Genomic DNA, 19,157 nt, shown 5'->3' on the forward strand with positions numbered 1-19,157 from the left:
GTCAGCAACTCGATGTTGGGGGGCACAGACCATATTGACACCGCAATGTCAGGCTTGATTGCCGCGCTGCAAGATTTGACCGGCAAGTTGCAAACCGCCACAGGCTCTAGCAAATTTGTGCTGAATTGGGTGACAGAGGTCGAGGCGAAACTGGCCTCGGTGGACCGCGCCGTGACCGAAGCACAATCACAAAACCGCCGCATCCTGTCGATCGCGCGCGAGGTGCAGCTGCTGGCGATCAATGCCAAGATCGAGGCTGCGCGCGCGGGCGAAAATGGCCGTGGTTTTGCCGTTGTCGCCGACGCGATCAAAATTTTGGCACAGCAGACCACTGATTCGGCCGCAGGCATCTCGACCACAGCCACCACTCTGGAACGCGAAATCCGCGCGTTGCAAACCGAAGCGCAGGGCATTATTGGCTCGGCAGCGACCGGCCTGAAAGAGCTGACTGCCGCAGAAACCGCGCTGACGGCGATGGAGACCCAATCGCAATCCGGGGCGGAAACGCTGGTCGAGGTCAAGCAGCAGGCCGATGCCATGCGCAGCGCAATCCAAAGCTTTGGACCAAAGTTTGACACTATTATCGAGGATGGTCGGGGCCAAGCCAATCTGGTTGGCGAGGCGCGCCGACGCGTGAACGGCCTGATGAAACTGGGCGATACGATGGTGCAGCGCGCCTTCGAAATTGGGGGCACCACAGCAGACCAAAACCTGATCTCAGAGGTGCAAACCCGCGCCCAAACACTGGGAGAGATGCTGGAACAAGCAGTTGATGCCGAAGAAATCAGCATGCACAGCCTCTTCCGCACCGACTATACCCCGATCGAGGGCAGCAATCCACCGCAGCTGATGGCGCGCTTTACGCCAATCACCGACCGCTATTTCCCACCCGTGCTGGAAAGCGCCTTAGATCTTGATCCGCGGGTGGTGTTCTGCGCCGCTGTCGATCAAAATGGCTATCTTCCCACCCATAACCGAAAATTCTCGGCCAAGCAGGGCTCTGATCCGGTGTGGAACGCCGCCCATTGCCGCAACCGGCGGGTGTTTGATGACCGCGTCGGCTTGGGGGCGGGCCGCTCGACCGCACCCTTCCTGATGCAGATCTATCGCCGCGATATGGGCGGCGGAAAATTTGTAATGATGAAAGACGTCTCTGCGCCGATTATGGTCAAAGGCCAGCATTGGGGCGGGCTGCGACTGGCCTATAGCTTTTAATAAAGCTGCCAGTCGTCTTCATCTTTCGCCGCACCGATGGCCATCCAATCGGCGCGCACGCGGGCGATGCGGCTATCGCCCCAAGTGCGAAAAACCAGTTGAAACCCTATCTCTGAGACATGCTCGGCACTGATATCAGCGCGCGCGTTATGCTGATTGTCCATATCCCACATCGAGATCGAAACATGCACGGTAGGTGGGGCGACAAACGCCTCTGCAAAGGTGACGAGATGGCGACTTTCGCGTTCGCCCTGTCCTGTCCACATCATGCCGCCGACTGCAAAATCGGCAAACAAAACCCGTGAGCCTTGCAGAATACCCACTGAACTTGACGCGATACGTTTCATAATAACCCCGACCTTGAAGCAATCTAACAAGAGTTTCGCGCTAAGGTGGAGAGAAAATAGAAAAAGCCCCGCAAATTGCGGGGCTTTTATCTAAAAAGGCATAATCAGAAGCCAGCAGCTGCGCGCATCGCCACCAGATCGGCCATGGCCTTGTCAGCGGCATCCTTGTCAACGGCAACCGCCGTTGCTTCAGAGGCATCCGCAATCAGCTGATCCATCAGCGCCGCGGTCAACTCTTCAACCGGTACCGCACGTTCGGCCAAAACCGAAACCGAAGAGGCCGAGATCTCGGCGAAACCGCCGGTGACCACAAAGGACTTCACACCATCAGCCGAGGCGATTTTCAACACGCCAGCCCGCAGGGTGGTGATGGTGGGTGCATGCCCCTCCATCGCCGTCAGGTCGCCATCGGCGCCAGGGATGTTGACTTCGGTCGCGACAACAGAGGCAAGCCTACGTTCCGGCGACACAAGGTCAAATTGCAGCGTTCCAGCCATGTCGCCCCCTTATGCCGCAGCAGCGGCAAGACGCTGTGCTTTGGCGATAACGTCGTCGATGCCACCAACCATGTAGAAGGCAGCTTCCGGCAGGTGATCGTATTCACCCGCCACAACAGCCTTGAACGACCGGATGGTGTCTTCCAGCGGAACCTGCACACCGTCAGAGCCGGTGAAGATCTTTGCCACGTCGAAAGGCTGCGACAAGAAACGCTCGAGCTTACGCGCACGGGCCACGGCGGTTTTGTCGTCTTCCGAAAGTTCGTCCATGCCAAGGATGGCGATGATGTCTTGCAGCGATTTATAGCGCTGAAGCACCTTTTGAACGTCGGTTGCCACGGTGTAATGCTCTTCACCGATGATCAGCGGGTCGAGCAGACGCGAGGTCGAGCCAAGTGGGTCCACAGCCGGATAGATGCCTTTTTCCGAGATCGAGCGATCCAGAACCGTGGTTGCGTCAAGGTGCGCAAACGAGGTTGCTGGAGCAGGGTCGGTCAAGTCATCGGCAGGAACATAAACGGCTTGCACCGAGGTGATCGAGCCGTTCTTGGTCGAGGTGATGCGCTCCTGCATCATACCCATGTCGGTTGCCAGCGTTGGCTGATAGCCCACAGCGGAAGGAATACGGCCAAGCAAAGCCGAAACTTCCGAACCGGCTTGGGTAAAGCGGAAGATGTTGTCCACAAAGAACAAAACGTCTGCGCCGGTCTCGTCGCGGAACTGCTCTGCCATGGTCAGACCCGACAAAGCGATACGCATACGCGCGCCTGGTGGTTCGTTCATCTGGCCGTAAACAAGCGCGATTTTCGACTTGGTCATGTCTTCCAAGTCAATAACGCCGGATTCGATCATCTCGTGATAAAGGTCGTTGCCTTCACGGGTCCGCTCGCCAACACCGGCGAACACGGACACGCCCGAGTGCACTTTTGCGATGTTGTTGATCAGTTCCATGATCAGAACGGTCTTGCCAACGCCTGCGCCGCCGAACAGACCGATTTTGCCGCCCTTGGTATAGGGAGCCAAAAGGTCGATCACCTTGATGCCGGTCACAAGGATCTGGCTTTCGGTTGCCTGTTCCGCAAAGGTCGGAGCCGGCTGGTGGATCGAGCGGGTTTCGGTTGCATTGACAGGGCCACGCTCGTCAACGGGCTCGCCGATGACGTTCATGATCCGGCCAAGCGTTGCCTTGCCGACGGGCACCTGAATAGGCGCGCCGGTGTCGGTGACGCCTGCGCCACGAACCAGACCTTCGGTCGCATCCATAGCCACGGCGCGAACGGTGTTTTCGCCAAGGTGCTGGGCCACTTCAAGGACCAACTGCTTGCCGTTGTTGTCACAGGTCAGTGCGTTCAAAATTGCGGGAAGTGCGCCTTCGAACTGCACATCAACCACGGCGCCGATCACCTGAGTGATCTTGCCTGCCGCGGCAGCTGCTTTCGGTGCTTTTGCCATAATGTTTCTCCGGTTTCTCAGAGCGCCTCGGCGCCCGCGATGATTTCGATAAGCTCGGTGGTGATCGCAGCTTGGCGCGAGCGGTTATAGATGGTCGTGTATTTGGTGATCATATCGCCTGCGTTGCGCGTCGCGTTGTCCATAGCGCTCATCCGCGCGCCCTGTTCAGAGGCGCCGTTTTCCAGCAGAGCGGTAAAGAATTGCGTCGCAACTCCACGCGGCAGCAAATCAGCCAGAATGGCTTCTTCGCTGGGCTCGTAATCATAAAGCGCCGAAATAGCGCCGCCTTCATACTGAGCCGGAATGATTTGCTGCGCGGTTGGGATCTGCGCGATAACCGATTGGAACCGGCTATAGAAGATCGTCACCACATCGCATTCACCAGCCTCGAACCGCGACAACACATCACGCGCAATTGCCTGCGCGTTGACATAGCCCACCCGCTTGACCTCTGACATGTCAATATGGCCAACCATATAGGCAGCATAATCACGGCGCAGTTGTTCACGCCCTTTTTTGCCAACGGTCAAGATCTTGACCGTTTTGCCAGCTGCAAGCAGCTCGTTTGCGCGGTTGCGGGCCAGTTTGACGATGTTCGAGTTGAACCCGCCAGCCAGACCACGTTCCGAGGTCATCACAACCAAAAGCTGCACTTTGTCCGACCCCGTCCCGGCCAAAAGCCGGGGCGCTGTCGGCGAAGTGCCAACCGAGGCAGCCAAGCCGCCCATCACTGCATTCATCCGCTCGGCATAGGGCCGGGCAGCTTCAGCAGCTTCTTGGGCACGGCGAAGCTTCGCCGCAGAGACCATCTGCATCGCCTTGGTGATCTTGCGCGTATTCTTGATACTCGCAATTTTGTTTTTTAAGTCCTTAAGGCTGGGCATGCTTTATCTCCCCTGCCCCGCCCTCAGGCGAAGTCTTTCGCGAAAGCGTCAAGCTCTGCGCGGATTGCTTTTTCCAGATCGCCCGAGACTTTGCGGTCGTTGTTGGTGATGTCATCCAACAGCGCCTTGCCAGCCCCACGCAGGTGCTTCAGCAAACCAGCTTCATAGCGGCCAACGTCTTTCACCGCGACTTTGTCGAGGTAACCGGCGGTGCCTGCAAAGATCACGCAAACGATTTCGGAACCGGTCAGCGGCGCGTATTGCGGCTGCTTCATCAGTTCGGTCAAGCGGGCGCCACGGTTCAACAAAGCCTGGGTCGAAGCGTCAAGATCCGAACCGAACTGCGCAAAGGCAGCCATTTCGCGATACTGCGCCAGTTCCAGTTTCACTTTACCAGCCACCGACTTCATAGCGTTGGTTTGTGCCGAAGATCCCACGCGCGAAACCGACAGACCGGTGTTCACAGCAGGGCGGATGCCTTGGTAGAACAATTCGGTTTCCAAGAAGATCTGGCCGTCGGTGATCGAGATCACGTTGGTTGGAATAAAGGCCGAAACGTCGCCGCCTTGGGTTTCGATGATCGGCAAAGCTGTCAGCGAGCCCGAACCGAAATCGGCGTTCAGTTTCGACGACCGCTCCAGCAAGCGGCTGTGCAGATAGAAAACGTCGCCAGGATAGGCTTCGCGGCCTGGTGGGCGGCGCAGCAACAGCGACATCTGACGATAAGACACGGCCTGCTTGGACAAGTCATCATAGATGATCAGCGCATGGCGGCCGTTGTCGCGGAAGAACTCCGCCATTGCGGTTGCCGAATAGGGCGCAAGGAACTGCAAAGGTGCTGGGTCGGATGCGGTAGCTGCCACCACGATTGTGTAGTCAATCGCGCCGGTTTCTTCCAGCTTCTTCACCAACTGCGCAACGGTCGAACGCTTTTGACCGATAGCTACATAGATGCAGTACAGCTTTTTGTTTTCGTCGTCGCCAGCAGCCTCGTTATAGGACTTCTGGTTCAGAATGGTGTCCAAAGCCACGGCGGTTTTGCCGGTCTGACGGTCACCGATGATCAATTCGCGCTGGCCACGGCCAACTGGGATCATAGCGTCAACAGCCTTAAGGCCGGTTGCCATTGGCTCGTGCACACCCTTACGCGGAATGATGCCCGGTGCTTTTTGGTCAGCAATGCGACGCTCGGTCGACTCGATCGGGCCTTTGCCGTCGATCGGGTTGCCAAGGCCGTCAACAACGCGGCCCAACAGGCCGTTGCCAACTGGAACGTCCACGATGGACTTGGTGCGCTTGACGGTATCGCCTTCTTTGATGTCACGGTCGGAACCGAAGATAACAACACCAACGTTGTCGACTTCAAGGTTCAGCGCCATGCCGCGGATCCCGCCGGGGAATTCCACCATCTCACCTGCTTGGACATTGTCCAAGCCGTGAACGCGCGCGATACCATCCCCTACGGACAGCACACGGCCGACTTCTGCCACAGCAGCGTCCTTGCCGAAGTTCTTGATCTGCTCCTTAAGGATCGCAGAGATCTCAGCAGCCTGAATTCCCATCACCCAACCTCTTTCATTGCATTCTGAAGTGCCGCGAGCTTCGCCTTGACCGAGGTGTCGATCATGGTCGAGCCGAGCTTGACGATTAGACCACCGATGAGGCTTTCATCGACGGTAGTGTTCAATTTGACGTCCTTGCCGACCTTGGCCTTCAAGGCTTCGACCAGTGCAGTGGCCTGTGCAGGCGACAAAGCTGCGGCCGAGGTAACCTCGGCAGTGACTTCGCCTTTTTCAATCGCGATGCGAGCGCGCAGATTGGCCACCAATTGCGGCAGCACGAACAAGCGGCGCTTGCTGGCCATCAGCGCGATGGTGTTCGCCATTGCGGACGAAAGCCCCATTGCTGCCACAACGGCAGCCATGGCACGCGATTGGTCTTCGCGGGTCACGACCGGCGAGGCGATCATGCCGGCAAGCTCGGGGCTGGCTGTCAAAGCAGCCCCCAGCGCATCGGTATCGGCCTCAAGCGTTGCTAGGCCTTTTTCGTCTTTTGCAATCTCGAACAGGGCCTGCGCATAGCGCGAAGCGATGTTCAAGGAGATTGAAGCTGGTTCGGACACGTCAACCCTTCCGCTGAATTAGGCCCTTCGCGTGGACCGCCTTCGGATTTCAGCCCGACTGCGGCGCATACTTAGGGCATGCGTCTTTCGATTTCGGGCGTCTCTAGCAGAGCAAGCGCCGCCTCGCAACAGGCAAGGCGAAAGAAACTTGCGCAATCATATCACCAAGGCCAGCCTGCAGAATTCAGTCAGGCAAGGCAAATCGGCTGTGCCTCACTTGACGGCAAATTCTTGGCATTGTTTCCGCCTTGTAAACTCGCACCAAACGTTAACACTTTCAGGGGATATTTTTTGGGGCAACCAATTCATTTAAAACAATTTTCTTTACAAAATGTCGAGATCGCCTCTAAGATGAAAAACATTCAGTTTCAGGTGTAACGATGGAACTTCTTTTTTGGGGCGCGCTGCTGGCGCTTGGCGGTGTTTACAGTCTTTTTGATGGCTCTGGCGGTGATACGTCGCAGGGTGATTCCACCGACCCGCAACATCCTGATCCAAGTGACCCCGATCATGTCCACGGCACCATGGGCGCTGACACGCTTGCGGCGGATCACGGGCTTCTGTCTGGCTGGGGGGGCGATGATCACCTGAGCCTGACGGGCACGGCAACCGGCTATGGCAATCAAGGCCAAGACACAATCGACGCGCATGATGACAGCACCGCCTATGGCGGCCTTGGCGATGACAGCCTGACCGGGCTGGACAGCAGCCAAAGCCACGGCGGCGACGGCCACGATTTTCTGGACATCAACGCCAGCGCCAGCGGTTGGGGCGATGGGGGCGATGACACGCTGAACGCCAGTGAATTTGGCTACACCTCGGGGCCACATGCAACGATCCACGGCGGCGATGGCAATGATGTGATGACCGCTTCGGCAGGGCAGGCCTTTGGTGACAGCGGTAATGATGTGATGTCGGGCGGCGGCTCAGTCATCCTTGGCCTCGACCCGCATCTCTTTGGCGGCGATGGCCGCGACTTCATCTCTGCGGGCGAAAACACCTTTGCCCAAGGCGACGCGGGCAATGACGTGATCGCACTCTCTTTCGGCGCGCATGGGGACGGGGGTGCGGGCGACGATAGGATGATTCTCAGCGGAGCCGGCAGCCACTTCCTTGGCACGGATACCGGACCGGTGGTTGCAACCGGCGGCGCGGGCCACGACAGCTTTGCCATCAATCTGGTCGAACCCACGGCCTATTCAACGGTTGATGCGATGGTCATCACCGATTTTGATCCAACGCAGGATCACCTGATGGTGGAAAGCACGGGCGGGCAGAATGCCAGCCACATCTTTGATCACGCCAGCAGCGTCGAGAACACCGCGCAGGGCTATACTGATGTAACCCTGCACTGGCATCCCGCCGATGCCACGCAAACCATGCTGACCAATACCCTGCGATTGCAGGATGTTACGGGTTTCGACCTGAACTCCATCCAGATCGTCTCGTCAGTAGACGGCACTGGGCAAGCGCCGATCGGCAATGTGCTGAATTCGGTCACGGGAACCGCAGGTCCGGATCATCTGGTCGGCCAGACCAATGCCTTTCTGAACACCGGGGCAGGCGATGATGTGATCACCACCGCAGCAACCGGACAGGTCGTAGCCGATCTCGGCGCGGGCGACGACAGCTTTACCGCCACCGGAGCCGCCCATATTGTCTATGGCGGCACGGGCGACGACAGCTATGTGATGAATGCCCCTTCTGGCGCTCATACTCTGCCCGACCATCAAGGCGGCCTTCTGGGCAACGTCGTTTTCGATGGCGGGGCTGGCAACGATTCAATCCTCATCCGCGATGATGGCACCGCATCCAATCTGACTGCCGCCGACCATGCCACCTTTCTGGGCGGTGACGGCATTGATCATATCGAGGCCCGCGCAGGCACCGGTATCCTCACGATGAAAGGCGGGGCGGGCGATGATGTGCTGGTCGGCCGCGCGGGCCAGTATTTCAACACCGGCGAAGCGGGCGATCTGGGGACCGACGACCTTACCCTGAACCTGACGGCAACCGAGCTTGCCGCCAATGGGGCCGCGCATATCAAGCTCTTGGGCCAGGATCATCTGACGATCAACGTCGATCCCGGCCTGACCGGACCCATCAGCTTCCACTACAACACCGCTGGCAATGGCGTCGAGGTCAACAGCACCGAGATCAGGATCGGCGGCGTCACCGTGGCGGTGGTTGATGAGGGCATTCCCCTGATCGAGGATGCCATCGCACTGGGCGACAGTCAGCTAACGGTCAATCGCCTCTGACAATCGCCTCTGACAGGCTGTGCGGACTTGGCACCGCCGCCCCCACGCCCTCCAGTACCCGCAGAGGGCGGCGCATGGCCTTGGCCAATGTGCCGCGCGTGGGGGCATAGATCTGCTTGCTGGCCTCGACCAGCAGCACGCCGCCCGCGAGCCAAGGCAGATTGCGGCCAAAGTCTTCCCAAAATGCCGAAGTGCGCAGCCAAAACCGGCTTTCCGAGGGCGGCGCGAACAAAAGCGTCATGCTGCGCTCGACCCGAAAGCCATGCTCCTTCAATTGGCCTTCCAACTGGCGGACCGAATAGGGACGCCCCTGCCCAAAGGGTGTCGCGTCGCGCCGCGCCCAAAGTCCAGCGCGGTTGGGCACCACGATCACAATGCGCCCCCCCGGCCCCAGCACCCGATGCGCCTCTTCAAGCACAGCCGTCGGGTTGTCTGATGTCTCAAGCCCGTGCATCAGCACCAGCCGGTCCACATGCCCCGTCGGCAGCGGCCATTGAGTTTCTTCGCAAAGCACCGAAACATTCGCCAATCCCGCTGGCCAAGGCATCACCCCCTGCGGCCCCGGCATCAGCCCGATCACCCGCCGCGCATCCTCAAGATAGGGCCGCAACAAGGGCACGGCAAAGCCAAAGCCCGCCACCGTCTGGCCTTTGACAGGCGGCCACATCCGCACCAGCTGATCTCGGATCGCCCGCTGCGCCACGCGCCCCAAACGGGTGCGATAGTAAAAGTTGCGCAGATCAAGCACATCAAGATGCATTGCAGACCCAGACCTTTCCCGCCAAACTGGCTTAATCATACCCAAAACACGCCGCAAGGCTACCCTGCGTTGCCGTCCCTGCCCCTGTGAAAGGCCGCCCATGACCCTCGAGCTTGTGACCATCCCCTGCCTTAAAGACAATTACGCTTATCTGTTGCACGATGCAGGCTCGGGGGAAACCGTGTTGATTGATGCGCCCGACGCAGCCCCGATTTTGGCCGAGCTGCAAAAGCGCAGCTGGGGCTTGGATGCGATCTGGCTGACCCATCACCATTGGGATCATATCGACGGCGTCACCGCTCTGGTCGAGGCGACCTCTGCCGCTGTGCTGGGGGCAGCCGCCGATGCTCACCGCCTGCCGCCTTTGACGCGCGCATTGGCCGAAGGCGACAGCATCGCCATTGGCACGGAACTGGCCCATGTGCTGGATGTTTCAGGCCATACCCTTGGCCATATTGCGTTTTATCTGCCCAGCTCGGGCTTTGCCTTTACCGCCGACAGCCTGATGGCCGCAGGCTGTGGCCGGTTGTTTGAAGGCACGCCAGATCAAATGTTCGCAAGCCTTGCCAAGCTGCGCGCCCTGCCGCCCGAGACACTGATCTGTTCGGGCCATGAATATACCACCTCGAACCTTGCCTTTGCCGCAACGGTGGATCCGCAGAACGAGGCCTTGCAGGCCCGCATCGCCAAGGTTACCAAAGCCCGCGCCGAGCGTCGCGCCACCGTTCCCTCGCGCCTGTCAGGAGAATTGGCGACCAACCCTTTTCTTCGCGCCAATGACCCTTATATCAGAGCAACGTTAGGAATGACTTTGGCCAGCGACGCCGAAGTTTTTGCGCGTTTGCGCAGCATGAAGGACAGCTTCTAGGCCCAAACTGCGACGCAACGATCACTTTTTACACCTTAACCGCGAAATTCCGAAAACTTGCCGATTTAGGGCTTGAAGATCGGGAAATAAAACCGATCCTTTACACTATGAGGTCATGGTTGAGATGGGCCGTAAGGACCATTCGACCCGCAGGACAGGAGCACGAAACCAGTGCCATCATTTTCGACCACGCTTGAACAAGCCATTCACGGCGCTTTGGCGCTTGCAAATTCGCGCCGCCACGAATTGGCGACGCTTGAACATCTGTTATTGTCCCTGATCGACGAACCCGACGCGGCCCGCGTGATGAAGGCCTGCTCGGTCGATCTAGACCTGCTGCGCAAAACACTTGCCAGCTTTATCGACGATGATCTGTCAACACTTGTGACCGATGTCGAAGGCTCGGAAGCCGTGCCAACCGCGGCGTTTCAACGCGTGATCCAGCGCGCCGCGATCCATGTGCAATCCTCGGGCCGCTCGGAAGTGACCGGCGCCAATGTGCTTGTCGCCATTTTTGCCGAACGCGAATCGAATGCGGCGTTTTTCCTGCAAGAACAGGATATGACGCGCTATGACGCGGTGAATTTCATCGCCCATGGCGTGGCCAAAGACCCGTCCTACGGCGAACAGCGTCCGCTGACTGGCGCCGAAGAGCCGCATCATGAAACCCCCAAGGCCGAGGCCGGCGAGGTTAAGGAATCTGCGCTGTCGAAATATTGCATTGATCTGAACGTCAAGGCGCGCAAGGGCGATGTCGACCCGCTGATCGGCCGCGAGTCTGAGGTAGAACGCTGCATTCAGGTCTTGTGCCGTCGGCGCAAAAACAACCCGCTTTTGGTGGGCGATCCGGGTGTGGGCAAAACCGCAATCGCCGAAGGTCTGGCGCGCAAAATCGTCAACCACGAGACGCCCGAGATTTTGGCCCATGCCACGATCTACAGCCTTGATATGGGCGCACTTTTGGCCGGAACGCGCTATCGCGGCGACTTTGAAGAACGTCTGAAAGCCGTGATGAAAGAGCTAGAGGATCACCCCGATGCGATCCTGTTCATCGACGAAATCCACACCGTAATCGGCGCGGGGGCCACCTCGGGCGGGGCGATGGATGCTTCGAACCTGCTGAAACCAGCACTTTCAGGCGGCAAAATGCGCTGCATGGGCTCGACCACCTACAAAGAATTCCGTCAGCACTTTGAAAAAGACCGGGCCTTGGCGCGGCGCTTCCAAAAGATCGATGTGAACGAACCCTCTGTGCCTGATGCGATCAAGATCCTGATGGGTCTGAAACCGCATTTCGAAGAACACCACGATCTGCGCTACACCAATGACGCGATCAAATCGGCTGTCGAACTTGCTGCGCGCTATATTCACGACCGCAAACTGCCGGACTCGGCCATTGATGTGATCGACGAGGCAGGGGCCGCCCAGCATCTGTTGTCGGATTCCAAGCGTCGTAAGACCCTTGGTGCCAAAGAGATCGAGGCTGTGGTTGCCAAAATCGCCCGTATTCCGGCGAAATCGGTGTCGAAAGATGATGCTGAAACCCTGCGCGATCTGGAAAAAACCCTTAAGCGCGTGGTCTTTGGTCAAGATAAGGCGGTTGAATCGCTTTGTTCGGCGATCAAACTTGCCCGTGCGGGTCTGCGCGAACCTGAAAAGCCGATTGGCAACTATCTGTTTGCAGGCCCAACAGGTGTTGGCAAAACCGAGGTGGCAAAGCAACTGGCAAGCTCGCTTGGCCTGAAGCTGCTGCGGTTCGATATGTCGGAATATATGGAGAAACACGCGGTCTCGCGGCTGATCGGCGCGCCGCCCGGCTATGTTGGCTTTGACCAAGGCGGCATGCTGACCGACGGCGTCGATCAAGACCCGCATTGCGTGCTGCTGCTGGACGAAATGGAAAAAGCCCACCCCGACGTCTATAACATCCTGTTGCAGGTGATGGACCACGGCAAGCTGACAGACCATAACGGCCGCACTGTCGATTTCCGCAATGTGATCTTGATCATGACCTCGAACGCCGGCGCCTCGGAACAGGCGAAAGAGGCGATCGGCTTTGGCCGCGCGCGCCGCACCGGCGAAGACACCGCGGCGATCGAACGGACGTTTACGCCCGAATTCCGCAACCGTCTGGATGCGGTGATTTCCTTCGCGCCGCTGTCGAAGGATGTCATCATGGAGGTGGTGACCAAATTCGTGCTGCAACTGGAAGCGCAGCTGATGGATCGCAACGTCCAAATCGACCTGACCCCCGAGGCTGCGGCTTGGCTGGGTGAAAAGGGCTATGATGACAAAATGGGCGCGCGTCCGCTGGGCCGCGTGATCCAAGAACACATCAAACGCCCGCTGGCCGAAGAATTGCTGTTCGGCAAATTGGTCAAGGGCGGCATTGTGCATGTAGGCGTCAAAGACGACGCGCTTGTGCTGACCTATGAAGAGCCGCAAAAGCCACGGCTTTCCAGCACCAAAACCCCGCTGCTTACGGCAGAATGATCCGTAGCCTGTTGATAACATTGGCCCTCGCCTCACCGGCGGGGGCCTTTAATTTGGGCTTTCCTCTGCGCTGTGATCTGGGAAAAACCTGCTATATCCAGCAATATATCGACCATGACACCGGACCAAAGGCAGCTGATTTCACCTGTGGCAGCCTAAGCTATGACGGCCACGACGGCACCGATCTTGCGCTGCCGACCCGCGCCGCCATGCAGGCGGGGGTCGATGTTTTGGCAGCCCAAGCTGGAACCGTGAAGGGACTGCGCGACGGTGTCGCCGACTTTGCGCCAAAACTCGCGGGAAAAGAATGCGGCAATGGCGTGCTGCTAGACCACGGCGATGGCTGGGAAACCCAATATTGCCATTTGAAACAAGGCTCTATCTCTGTCCGGCTGGGCGAGGTTCTGGCCCAAGGCGATGTGTTGGGCCAAGTTGGTCAATCCGGCATGGCCGATTTTCCGCATCTGCATCTGGCCCTGCGCCATAATGGTGTCACCGTTGACCCTTTCGCGCCCGATCCGCTTGCAACCTGCGGACCACAAACCGCTAGCCTTTGGCAAGAAACGCTGCCCTATGTCGCAGGCGGGCTGCTGCAAATCGGGATTGCCACCGCGGTGCCCGATTATGCGGCGATCAAGGCCGGCCTTCAAAGCCGCGACCTGCCGCAGACCGCCCCCGCGCTGGTGCTGTGGGCCTATTTCTACGGCGTCAAACCGGGCGATGCGATCTTATTCGAGCTAACGGGCCCCGCGGGCCATGTTTTGCAAGAGCGCAGCGTGATCGAAAAATCGCAGGCCCTTGGTTTTCGTGCCACAGGGCGGCGTTTAAAAACAAAAGCTTGGCCGCAAGGCCACTACGAAGGAACCGCCCGTTTGATGCGAGGCGCGACGGAACTGGGCCGCCAAAGCCTTGGCCTAGAGCTGACCCCCTAGCGCTCGGTCAATTTTAATTCAATTCGACGGTTTTGCGCCCGCGCATCAGCACTATCGCCCAAGGCCACGGGTTGATACTCGCCAAAACCAGTTGCCGCCATGCGTTCGGGCGGAAATCCCAGACTGTCTTGCATAAATCGCACCACCGACAGCGCGCGGGCTTGGCTTAACTGCCAATTGTCCTTGAAAATACCGGTCCCCAGCAGCGGCACATTGTCGGTATGGCCATCAACCCGAATGATCCAATTGATCGAGGACGGAATTTTTCCCGCGATATCATCCAAAATCTGCGCCACAGAGGCGATTTGTGCCTGCCCCTCGGAAGAAAGATCCGCAGAGCCCGCGGTAAACAACACCTCCGAAGAAAACACAAAGCGGTCGCCCACCACCCGCACGCCCTGCCGCCCCGCCAAAAGTTGCGACAGCTCGCCGAAAAACTCGCTGCGGAATTTTTCCAGATCGGCGTTTTGCAACTCTAGCCGTTTGCGCTCGGCCTCTTCCAGCTCGGCACGGCGTTTTTGTTCCGATGCCACCTGCGCCAAAGCTGCGTTCAACTGGCTGCCAAGCGCTTGAATTTGTACGTTTGCGTCGGCGTCTTTGGCGGCAGAGGCGTCCAAGATGCCCTGCAATTGCCCCAGTTGCGCCCGCAGCGCTGCGATCTGTTGGTTCAGCGCCTCGACCTGCCGCGCGGCTTGCAAAGATTTCTCTTGCTCGGCAGTCAGCGCCTGTTCGGCCACAGCAAGAAGGTTGGCCTTGTTATCGCCAGCGCTTGCGTTCAGGGCGGCTTGGCTGCGGGCGGCGGCCAAAAGCGTCAGGGTTTCTTCGGCACGTTTGCGCTGTTCTTCCAGCGCCAAAGTCATCGCAGTCAGCTCGGCATCCGAGCCTTTCAGCTTGTCGCGCAGCGCCACCAAGGCCGCCGCATCGACCAAACGCGCGGCCTCTGCTTCGGAAAGCTTAGTCTGATTGGCGCCATCTTTTGCCTGCAAATCCTTGACCAAGGCGTTCATAGCGTCGGCGCGGGCCGCGGCCAATCGCGCCTCTTCTGCTGCTTTATCAACCTCTTGGCGGGCTTTGGCGAGGGCAAGCTGCATGATCTCTTGATCTGACAGCAACTTGTCTTGTGCTGCCTGTAAATCGGCCACCTGCCCGCGGGCGCTGTCACGTTCGGTCAAAAGCGAAGCGACCTGCGCTTCAAAACTGGCAATCCGCCCCTGCGCCGCAGCAAGCTCGGCTTCTTTTGCCGAAATCTGCCCTGAAAGCGTGGCAATCAGTGCAGTTTGTTCTTCGCCCTTGGTGCGGGCGGCGTCCAGATTGCTGGTCAGCGCGCCAACCTGCGCGTTCAGATCGGAAACTTTGGCGCGTTCCAGCCCCAAAGCATCAGCCAGACCCGCAATCTGCGCAGTCAGCTTATCAAGCTCGGTCGATTGGGTGGTGATGGTGTCGCGCAGCACCGATTGCATCACGGTAAAGATCGTCAGCACGAACATCAGCACCATCAGCAGCGTGGTGACGGCATCCACAAAGCCCGGCCAGATCATCGAACTGTCGCGTTTGCGGCGCAGCGCCATCTTAGCCGCGCCCCGGAACGCCGCGGGCAAGCTGGCGCACCGAGGCCGTCAGCGCCGAGAGATCACCCCGCAGGTCAGCAAGGCTCTCTTGTCGCCCTGCTGCCATTTCTTCAAAGATTCGAAGCAGTTGCACATCAATCGACCGAAGCCGCATCCGGCTTTCGGCATCCGAATGCGCGCCGCCCTCGGCCCCCGTCAGCGCAGCGATCAGCCGCTCTTGCCCCTCGGCAATCCGGTTCAGCGCCTCGGCCTGTCCGGTTTCACCGCTTAGGTTTTGCGACAGCTGTGCCAAGGCTTGTCCCAGCTCTAGCAACGCCCGCTCGCCTCCCGCGCGGTTGGCCTCGACCTGCGCAAACAGGCTTTGCATGACCTCGATCTGCTCGGCCAAATGGTCAAGCACGGCGGAGGTCGCTGCGGTCTCGCCGCCCTCGCCATCGCCTGCGGCAAAGCCAACGCGGGTGATCGAAGACAGCCATTCCTCCAGTTCACGCGCAAAACGGTTCTGCCCGTGGCCTGCAAACAGCTCGAGCAGGCCCACAACCAAAGACCCCGCAAGCCCCAAAAGCGACGACGAAAACGCCGTGCCCATGCCACCAAGCTGGCTTTCCAGCCCTGACATCAGCTTGCCAAACACTTCGAGCCCAGTCTCGCCCTCTTGTGGGGCAAGCGAGCGGATGGTTTCCACCACCGCCGGAACCGTGGTGGCAAGCCCGTAAAAGGTGCCCAAAAGACCAAGGAAAACCAAGAGGTTGGTCAGATACCGCGTGATGTCGCGCGCCTCGTCTATCCGGCTTTCGACCGATTCCAAGATCGAGCGCGCCGAGGAGGAAGAAATCTGCATCCGCGCGCCACGCGTGCGCAGCAAATGCGCCAAAGGCGCCAACAGTTGCGGCGGTTTCGCGTCTTCAAAGCCAACGTCATGGCGCACAAAGCGTTCGATCCAGGACACTGATTGCGCCAGCGTGAAAACCTGCCAGAAACAGGTGACTACCCCCAGCAGAAACACCAAAGCGATGCCGCCATTCAGCCAGGGGTTGGCATTGACGATGCCAACCACCTTGGAATGGATCAGCCAAGCCCCCACAAGCACCAAAATCACCACCAGAAACATGGTGAAAAACTGGCGGATCGGTTGGCTAAAGTAGATAGCCTGAAGTTTGGATTTTTCCATTTCGGCGCTGCTATCCGTCTGTTCTGCTTGGTCAAACCATAGCAGGCTGACACCGCCTGCCAAGTAAAACTCTAGCTGATCTTGCGAACTTCTGCCGCCAGCCAGCTAAGATCTGGGTCTTCTATACCCAAATCGGCAAGATGTTGGGCGGTGGCGTAAAGATAATCGCGGTTTGGCCCGCGCCCGCCCACGGCCTGCGCAATAATCTGCGCCTGCGCGGCCAGCGCCATGCCGCCGCAATATTGCACATGCGCGGGATCAATCACATAGGCCAAGGCCTGCACCCTATCGCCACCCGCCAAATCCAAGGGCAAGACGCGCTCGAGATAGGCCGAAGAAATCAACTCGCGCGCACGCAAGGCTGCCAAGGTTTCCGCCTCGGCGCCAGGCTGCACGCGAAAGCCAACACCGTCGCAAAATTTGCCCGCCGCCTGATCCAGCGCCAAGACCAGCCCCGGTTCGACCTCGGTGCCGCGATGATGGATCGACCACATACAAAAGGAACGCTGCCAATCTGCCAACCGCGCGATGCGACGCTCTGCCACAGGAAATTCGGGGTTCCAGATTAAGGAGCCATAGCCAAAAACCCACATCGCCGTTGTCATCCGCCTAGCCCTCCGCTGCTGCGCGGTGTAGTGCTGGGCGCGGAAAATGAAAAGGGGAAGAGATGCGCTGGCTTTTGTGGATCGCTTTGGCTGCAACTGCGGCTTGGACTGGCTATTGGTGGGTGGGTGCCACGACGATCGAAACCTCGGTCTCGGCTTGGATCAAAGCCCAGCCCGAAGATCAGATCAGCGCGGCGAGCGTCGAGGTGCAGGGCATTCCGAACCGCTTTGATCTGACCATAACCGATCTGGCGCTGCGCAGCCCCGATCTGCCACTGCGCTGGCAAACCCCCTTTGCGCAGGTCTTTGCCATGACATGGAAGCCTTGGCATTTGATCGCAGCCCTGCCGACGGGGCAAAAAATCACCTATCAGGATCAGACCCTTACCCTGAACAGCAGCCAGATGATGGGCGATGTGATGGTGCATCCTGACAGCGATCTAACCCTGCGCGAAGTGGTGACGCAAAGCCGCGATTTGCAGCTGATCTCGAATGCGGGCTGGCAGATCAGTGCTGCAAGCCTGCTGGCGTCGCTGCGCGAAGACCCGACGGCGGCGCATCGCTATCGCCTCGGGCTACGTCTGGCCGATCTGCTGACGGATGCAAGTCTGACGCCAAAGCTGGCCGCCGCGGGCTTGCCAGCAAAGATCGACGAGGGCTATCTGGATGCACATGTCAGCCTAACCGCCGCGTTGGACCGCAGCGCAGCGCAACGCCAGCCGCGACCAAGCGAGATTGATCTGGATGCGCTGCGGTTGATCTGGGGCGATTTGCGCCTGAACGCAACGGGCCGCATCACCGCCGATGCAATGGGCTATGCGGCCGGCGATATTCAAATTGATCTGCAAGGCTGGCAAATGTTACCACCACTTTTGGTCTCGCTGGGGCTGGTGCAACCGCAGATGCAGCAGACGATGACGACAATTTTGCAAAACTTGGCCAGCCAAAACGGCGCACCAGAGGATCTGACCCTGACGCTTGTTGCTAAAAACGGTCGGATGCAGCTTGGCCCACTGCCGCTTGGTCCAGCGCCTTTGCTGAGCTGGCCCTAGGTTTTGTCTTGCAGCTTTTCGCTGGGCACACGGCCAAAATCGGGGGCTGAAGTGTCTTGCCCTGCCTCGATAATGCCACGCCGAATGGCGCGGGTGCGGGTGAAATAATCGTGCAGCTGCTCGCCATCGCCCATACGAATGGCGCGCTGTAGCACGAACAGCTCTTCGGTAAAGCGGCCCAAAATATCCAAAACAGCATCTTTATTGGTTAAAAACACATCACGCCACATCACCGGGTCGCTGGCCGCGATCCGGGTAAAATCGCGAAAACCCGTGGCGGAATATTGGATGACTTCGGAATTCGAGACCTGCGCCAAGTGATCGGCAACGCCAACCATCGTATAGGCGATCAAATGCGGCGTATGGCTGACCACGGCCAAAACCAGATCGTGATGCGCCGCATCCATGCTATCAACCTTGGCCCCCATCGCCTCGAGCAAGCTGCGCAGGCGAAGAAGTGCCGCCGCATCGGTTTCGGCATCAGGGGTCAAAAGCCACCAGCGGTTTTTGTAAAGCGTGGCAAAACCCGAACGCGGCCCCGAATATTCGGTCCCCGCCATCGGATGGCCGGGAATGAAATGACAGCCCGCAGGCACATGCGGCGCCACCGCAGCAATCACCGCCTGCTTGACCGACCCCACATCGGTGACGGTCGCGCCAGCCGCCAAATGCGGCCCGATCTCTGCGGCAATCGCAGCCATCGCTCCCACCGGCACCGCAAGCACCACCAGATCAGCCCCCGCCACGGCCTCGGCCGCGGTGGCATAAACGCGGTCACAAATGCCGATCTCCAGCGCCGTTGCCCGCGTTTCGGCCGATTTGGCATGGCCGACAATCTCGCCCGCCAAACCGCCCGCCCGCATCGCATGCGCCATCGACGAGGCGATCAGCCCCAGCCCGATCAGCGCGACACGGTTGTAGATCGGCACG

At 59.0% G+C, this 19,157-nt stretch carries 17 protein-coding genes; 6 read left to right on the forward strand and 11 right to left on the reverse strand.

Annotated elements, in window-relative coordinates:
* A partial coding sequence (locus tag V7Q10_RS09920) for a methyl-accepting chemotaxis protein (protein ID WP_333868931.1) occupies positions 1 to 1,215 on the forward strand: 1,215 nt, incomplete at its 5' end.
* Here the strand turns inward: V7Q10_RS09920 and V7Q10_RS09925 are convergent.
* From V7Q10_RS09925 to V7Q10_RS09950, 6 genes are all read right to left on the reverse strand, one after another.
* Positions 1,212 to 1,562 (reverse strand): H-type lectin domain-containing protein, encoded by a 351-nt coding sequence (locus V7Q10_RS09925; protein WP_333868932.1) that lies wholly within the window; start codon positions 1,560 to 1,562, stop codon positions 1,212 to 1,214. The genes V7Q10_RS09920 and V7Q10_RS09925 overlap by 4 nt on opposite strands.
* A 104-nt stretch (positions 1,563 to 1,666) precedes the next feature.
* On the reverse strand, positions 1,667 to 2,059 hold the full coding sequence (locus V7Q10_RS09930; RefSeq protein WP_333868933.1) for a F0F1 ATP synthase subunit epsilon: 393 nt from the start codon (positions 2,057 to 2,059) through the stop codon (positions 1,667 to 1,669).
* A 9-nt stretch (positions 2,060 to 2,068) separates the two neighbouring features.
* The gene (gene atpD, locus V7Q10_RS09935) at positions 2,069 to 3,511 is read right to left on the reverse strand and encodes a F0F1 ATP synthase subunit beta (protein WP_333868934.1); all 1,443 of its coding nucleotides are present in this window, start codon (positions 3,509 to 3,511) and stop codon (positions 2,069 to 2,071) included.
* 17 nt (positions 3,512 to 3,528) lie between these two features.
* The gene (locus V7Q10_RS09940) at positions 3,529 to 4,395 is read right to left on the reverse strand and encodes a F0F1 ATP synthase subunit gamma (RefSeq protein WP_333868935.1); all 867 of its coding nucleotides are present in this window, start codon (positions 4,393 to 4,395) and stop codon (positions 3,529 to 3,531) included.
* A gap of 23 nt (positions 4,396 to 4,418) precedes the next feature.
* A complete protein-coding gene (atpA, locus tag V7Q10_RS09945) occupies positions 4,419 to 5,957 on the reverse strand; it encodes a F0F1 ATP synthase subunit alpha (RefSeq protein ID WP_333868936.1) in 1,539 nt (512 codons plus the stop codon).
* Positions 5,957 to 6,517 (reverse strand): F0F1 ATP synthase subunit delta, encoded by a 561-nt coding sequence (locus tag V7Q10_RS09950; protein WP_333868937.1) that lies wholly within the window; start codon positions 6,515 to 6,517, stop codon positions 5,957 to 5,959. Before V7Q10_RS09950 ends, atpA begins: the two co-directional genes overlap by 1 nt.
* A 380-nt stretch (positions 6,518 to 6,897) precedes the next feature.
* On the opposite strand from V7Q10_RS09950, the gene V7Q10_RS09955 reads away from it, so the two are divergent.
* Positions 6,898 to 8,778: a hypothetical protein gene (locus tag V7Q10_RS09955; RefSeq protein WP_333868938.1), complete on the forward strand. Its 1,881-nt coding sequence runs from the start codon at positions 6,898 to 6,900 to the stop codon at positions 8,776 to 8,778.
* On the opposite strand, the gene V7Q10_RS09960 is transcribed toward V7Q10_RS09955, so the two are convergent.
* On the reverse strand, positions 8,765 to 9,538 hold the full coding sequence (locus V7Q10_RS09960; RefSeq protein WP_333868939.1) for a class I SAM-dependent methyltransferase: 774 nt from the start codon (positions 9,536 to 9,538) through the stop codon (positions 8,765 to 8,767). The two genes, V7Q10_RS09955 and V7Q10_RS09960, sit on opposite strands and share 14 nt — an antisense overlap.
* 100 nt (positions 9,539 to 9,638) lie before the next feature.
* Here V7Q10_RS09960 and gloB point away from each other — a divergent pair, with 100 nt between their 5' ends.
* The 3 genes from gloB to V7Q10_RS09975 all read left to right on the forward strand — a co-directional run bounded on the left by gloB (position 9,639) and on the right by V7Q10_RS09975 (position 13,831).
* Positions 9,639 to 10,406, forward strand: coding sequence for a hydroxyacylglutathione hydrolase (gloB, locus tag V7Q10_RS09965; protein ID WP_333868940.1), 768 nt, complete (start codon positions 9,639 to 9,641; stop codon positions 10,404 to 10,406).
* 171 nt (positions 10,407 to 10,577) lie between these two features.
* Positions 10,578 to 12,899, forward strand: coding sequence for an ATP-dependent Clp protease ATP-binding subunit ClpA (gene clpA / locus V7Q10_RS09970; protein WP_333868941.1), 2,322 nt, complete (start codon positions 10,578 to 10,580; stop codon positions 12,897 to 12,899).
* Complete coding sequence (locus V7Q10_RS09975) at positions 12,896 to 13,831, forward strand: M23 family metallopeptidase (protein WP_333868942.1); 936 nt, start codon at positions 12,896 to 12,898, stop codon at positions 13,829 to 13,831. Before clpA ends, V7Q10_RS09975 begins: the two co-directional genes overlap by 4 nt.
* Here the strand turns inward: V7Q10_RS09975 and V7Q10_RS09980 are convergent.
* The 3 genes from V7Q10_RS09980 to V7Q10_RS09990 form a co-directional block, all read right to left on the reverse strand.
* Positions 13,828 to 15,399: a peptidoglycan -binding protein gene (locus tag V7Q10_RS09980; protein ID WP_333868943.1), complete on the reverse strand. Its 1,572-nt coding sequence runs from the start codon at positions 15,397 to 15,399 to the stop codon at positions 13,828 to 13,830. The two genes, V7Q10_RS09975 and V7Q10_RS09980, sit on opposite strands and share 4 nt — an antisense overlap.
* 1 nt (position 15,400) lies before the next feature.
* The gene (locus tag V7Q10_RS09985; protein ID WP_333868944.1) at positions 15,401 to 16,570 is read right to left on the reverse strand and encodes a biopolymer transporter ExbB; all 1,170 of its coding nucleotides are present in this window, start codon (positions 16,568 to 16,570) and stop codon (positions 15,401 to 15,403) included.
* A gap of 71 nt (positions 16,571 to 16,641) precedes the next feature.
* Complete coding sequence (locus V7Q10_RS09990) at positions 16,642 to 17,175, reverse strand: gamma-glutamylcyclotransferase (protein WP_333868945.1); 534 nt, start codon at positions 17,173 to 17,175, stop codon at positions 16,642 to 16,644.
* Between the two features lie 62 nt (positions 17,176 to 17,237).
* Between V7Q10_RS09990 and V7Q10_RS09995 the strand changes: the two genes are divergently transcribed.
* On the forward strand, positions 17,238 to 18,227 hold the full coding sequence (locus V7Q10_RS09995) for a DUF2125 domain-containing protein (RefSeq protein WP_333868946.1): 990 nt from the start codon (positions 17,238 to 17,240) through the stop codon (positions 18,225 to 18,227).
* On the opposite strand, the gene V7Q10_RS10000 is transcribed toward V7Q10_RS09995, so the two are convergent.
* Positions 18,224 to 19,156, reverse strand: a complete 933-nt coding sequence (locus V7Q10_RS10000; RefSeq protein WP_333868984.1) for a prephenate/arogenate dehydrogenase family protein — start codon at positions 19,154 to 19,156, stop codon at positions 18,224 to 18,226. The two genes, V7Q10_RS09995 and V7Q10_RS10000, sit on opposite strands and share 4 nt — an antisense overlap.
* Position 19,157 lies beyond the last annotated feature (1 nt).

Origin of the sequence: Cypionkella sp., from assembly GCF_036782355.1 — a bacterium.
In the GTDB taxonomy this organism is placed as follows: Bacteria; Pseudomonadota; Alphaproteobacteria; order Rhodobacterales; family Rhodobacteraceae; genus Cypionkella.

What these genes read in the sequence shown, in the direction of transcription:
- V7Q10_RS09925 (WP_333868932.1), bottom strand. Translation starts at nt 1,562, where the DNA reads ATGAAACGTATCGCGTCAAGTTCAGTGGGTATTCTGCAAGGCTCACGG.
- V7Q10_RS09930 (WP_333868933.1), bottom strand. Translation starts at nt 2,059, where the DNA reads ATGGCTGGAACGCTGCAATTTGACCTTGTGTCGCCGGAACGTAGGCTT.
- atpD (WP_333868934.1), bottom strand. Translation starts at nt 3,511, where the DNA reads ATGGCAAAAGCACCGAAAGCAGCTGCCGCGGCAGGCAAGATCACTCAG.
- V7Q10_RS09940 (WP_333868935.1), bottom strand. Translation starts at nt 4,395, where the DNA reads ATGCCCAGCCTTAAGGACTTAAAAAACAAAATTGCGAGTATCAAGAAT.
- atpA (WP_333868936.1), bottom strand. Translation starts at nt 5,957, where the DNA reads ATGGGAATTCAGGCTGCTGAGATCTCTGCGATCCTTAAGGAGCAGATC.
- V7Q10_RS09955 (WP_333868938.1), top strand. Translation starts at nt 6,898, where the DNA reads ATGGAACTTCTTTTTTGGGGCGCGCTGCTGGCGCTTGGCGGTGTTTAC.
- V7Q10_RS09960 (WP_333868939.1), bottom strand. Translation starts at nt 9,538, where the DNA reads ATGCATCTTGATGTGCTTGATCTGCGCAACTTTTACTATCGCACCCGT.
- gloB (WP_333868940.1), top strand. Translation starts at nt 9,639, where the DNA reads ATGACCCTCGAGCTTGTGACCATCCCCTGCCTTAAAGACAATTACGCT.
- V7Q10_RS09975 (WP_333868942.1), top strand. Translation starts at nt 12,896, where the DNA reads ATGATCCGTAGCCTGTTGATAACATTGGCCCTCGCCTCACCGGCGGGG.
- V7Q10_RS09980 (WP_333868943.1), bottom strand. Translation starts at nt 15,399, where the DNA reads ATGGCGCTGCGCCGCAAACGCGACAGTTCGATGATCTGGCCGGGCTTT.
- V7Q10_RS09985 (WP_333868944.1), bottom strand. Translation starts at nt 16,570, where the DNA reads ATGGAAAAATCCAAACTTCAGGCTATCTACTTTAGCCAACCGATCCGC.
- V7Q10_RS09990 (WP_333868945.1), bottom strand. Translation starts at nt 17,175, where the DNA reads ATGACAACGGCGATGTGGGTTTTTGGCTATGGCTCCTTAATCTGGAAC.
- V7Q10_RS09995 (WP_333868946.1), top strand. Translation starts at nt 17,238, where the DNA reads ATGCGCTGGCTTTTGTGGATCGCTTTGGCTGCAACTGCGGCTTGGACT.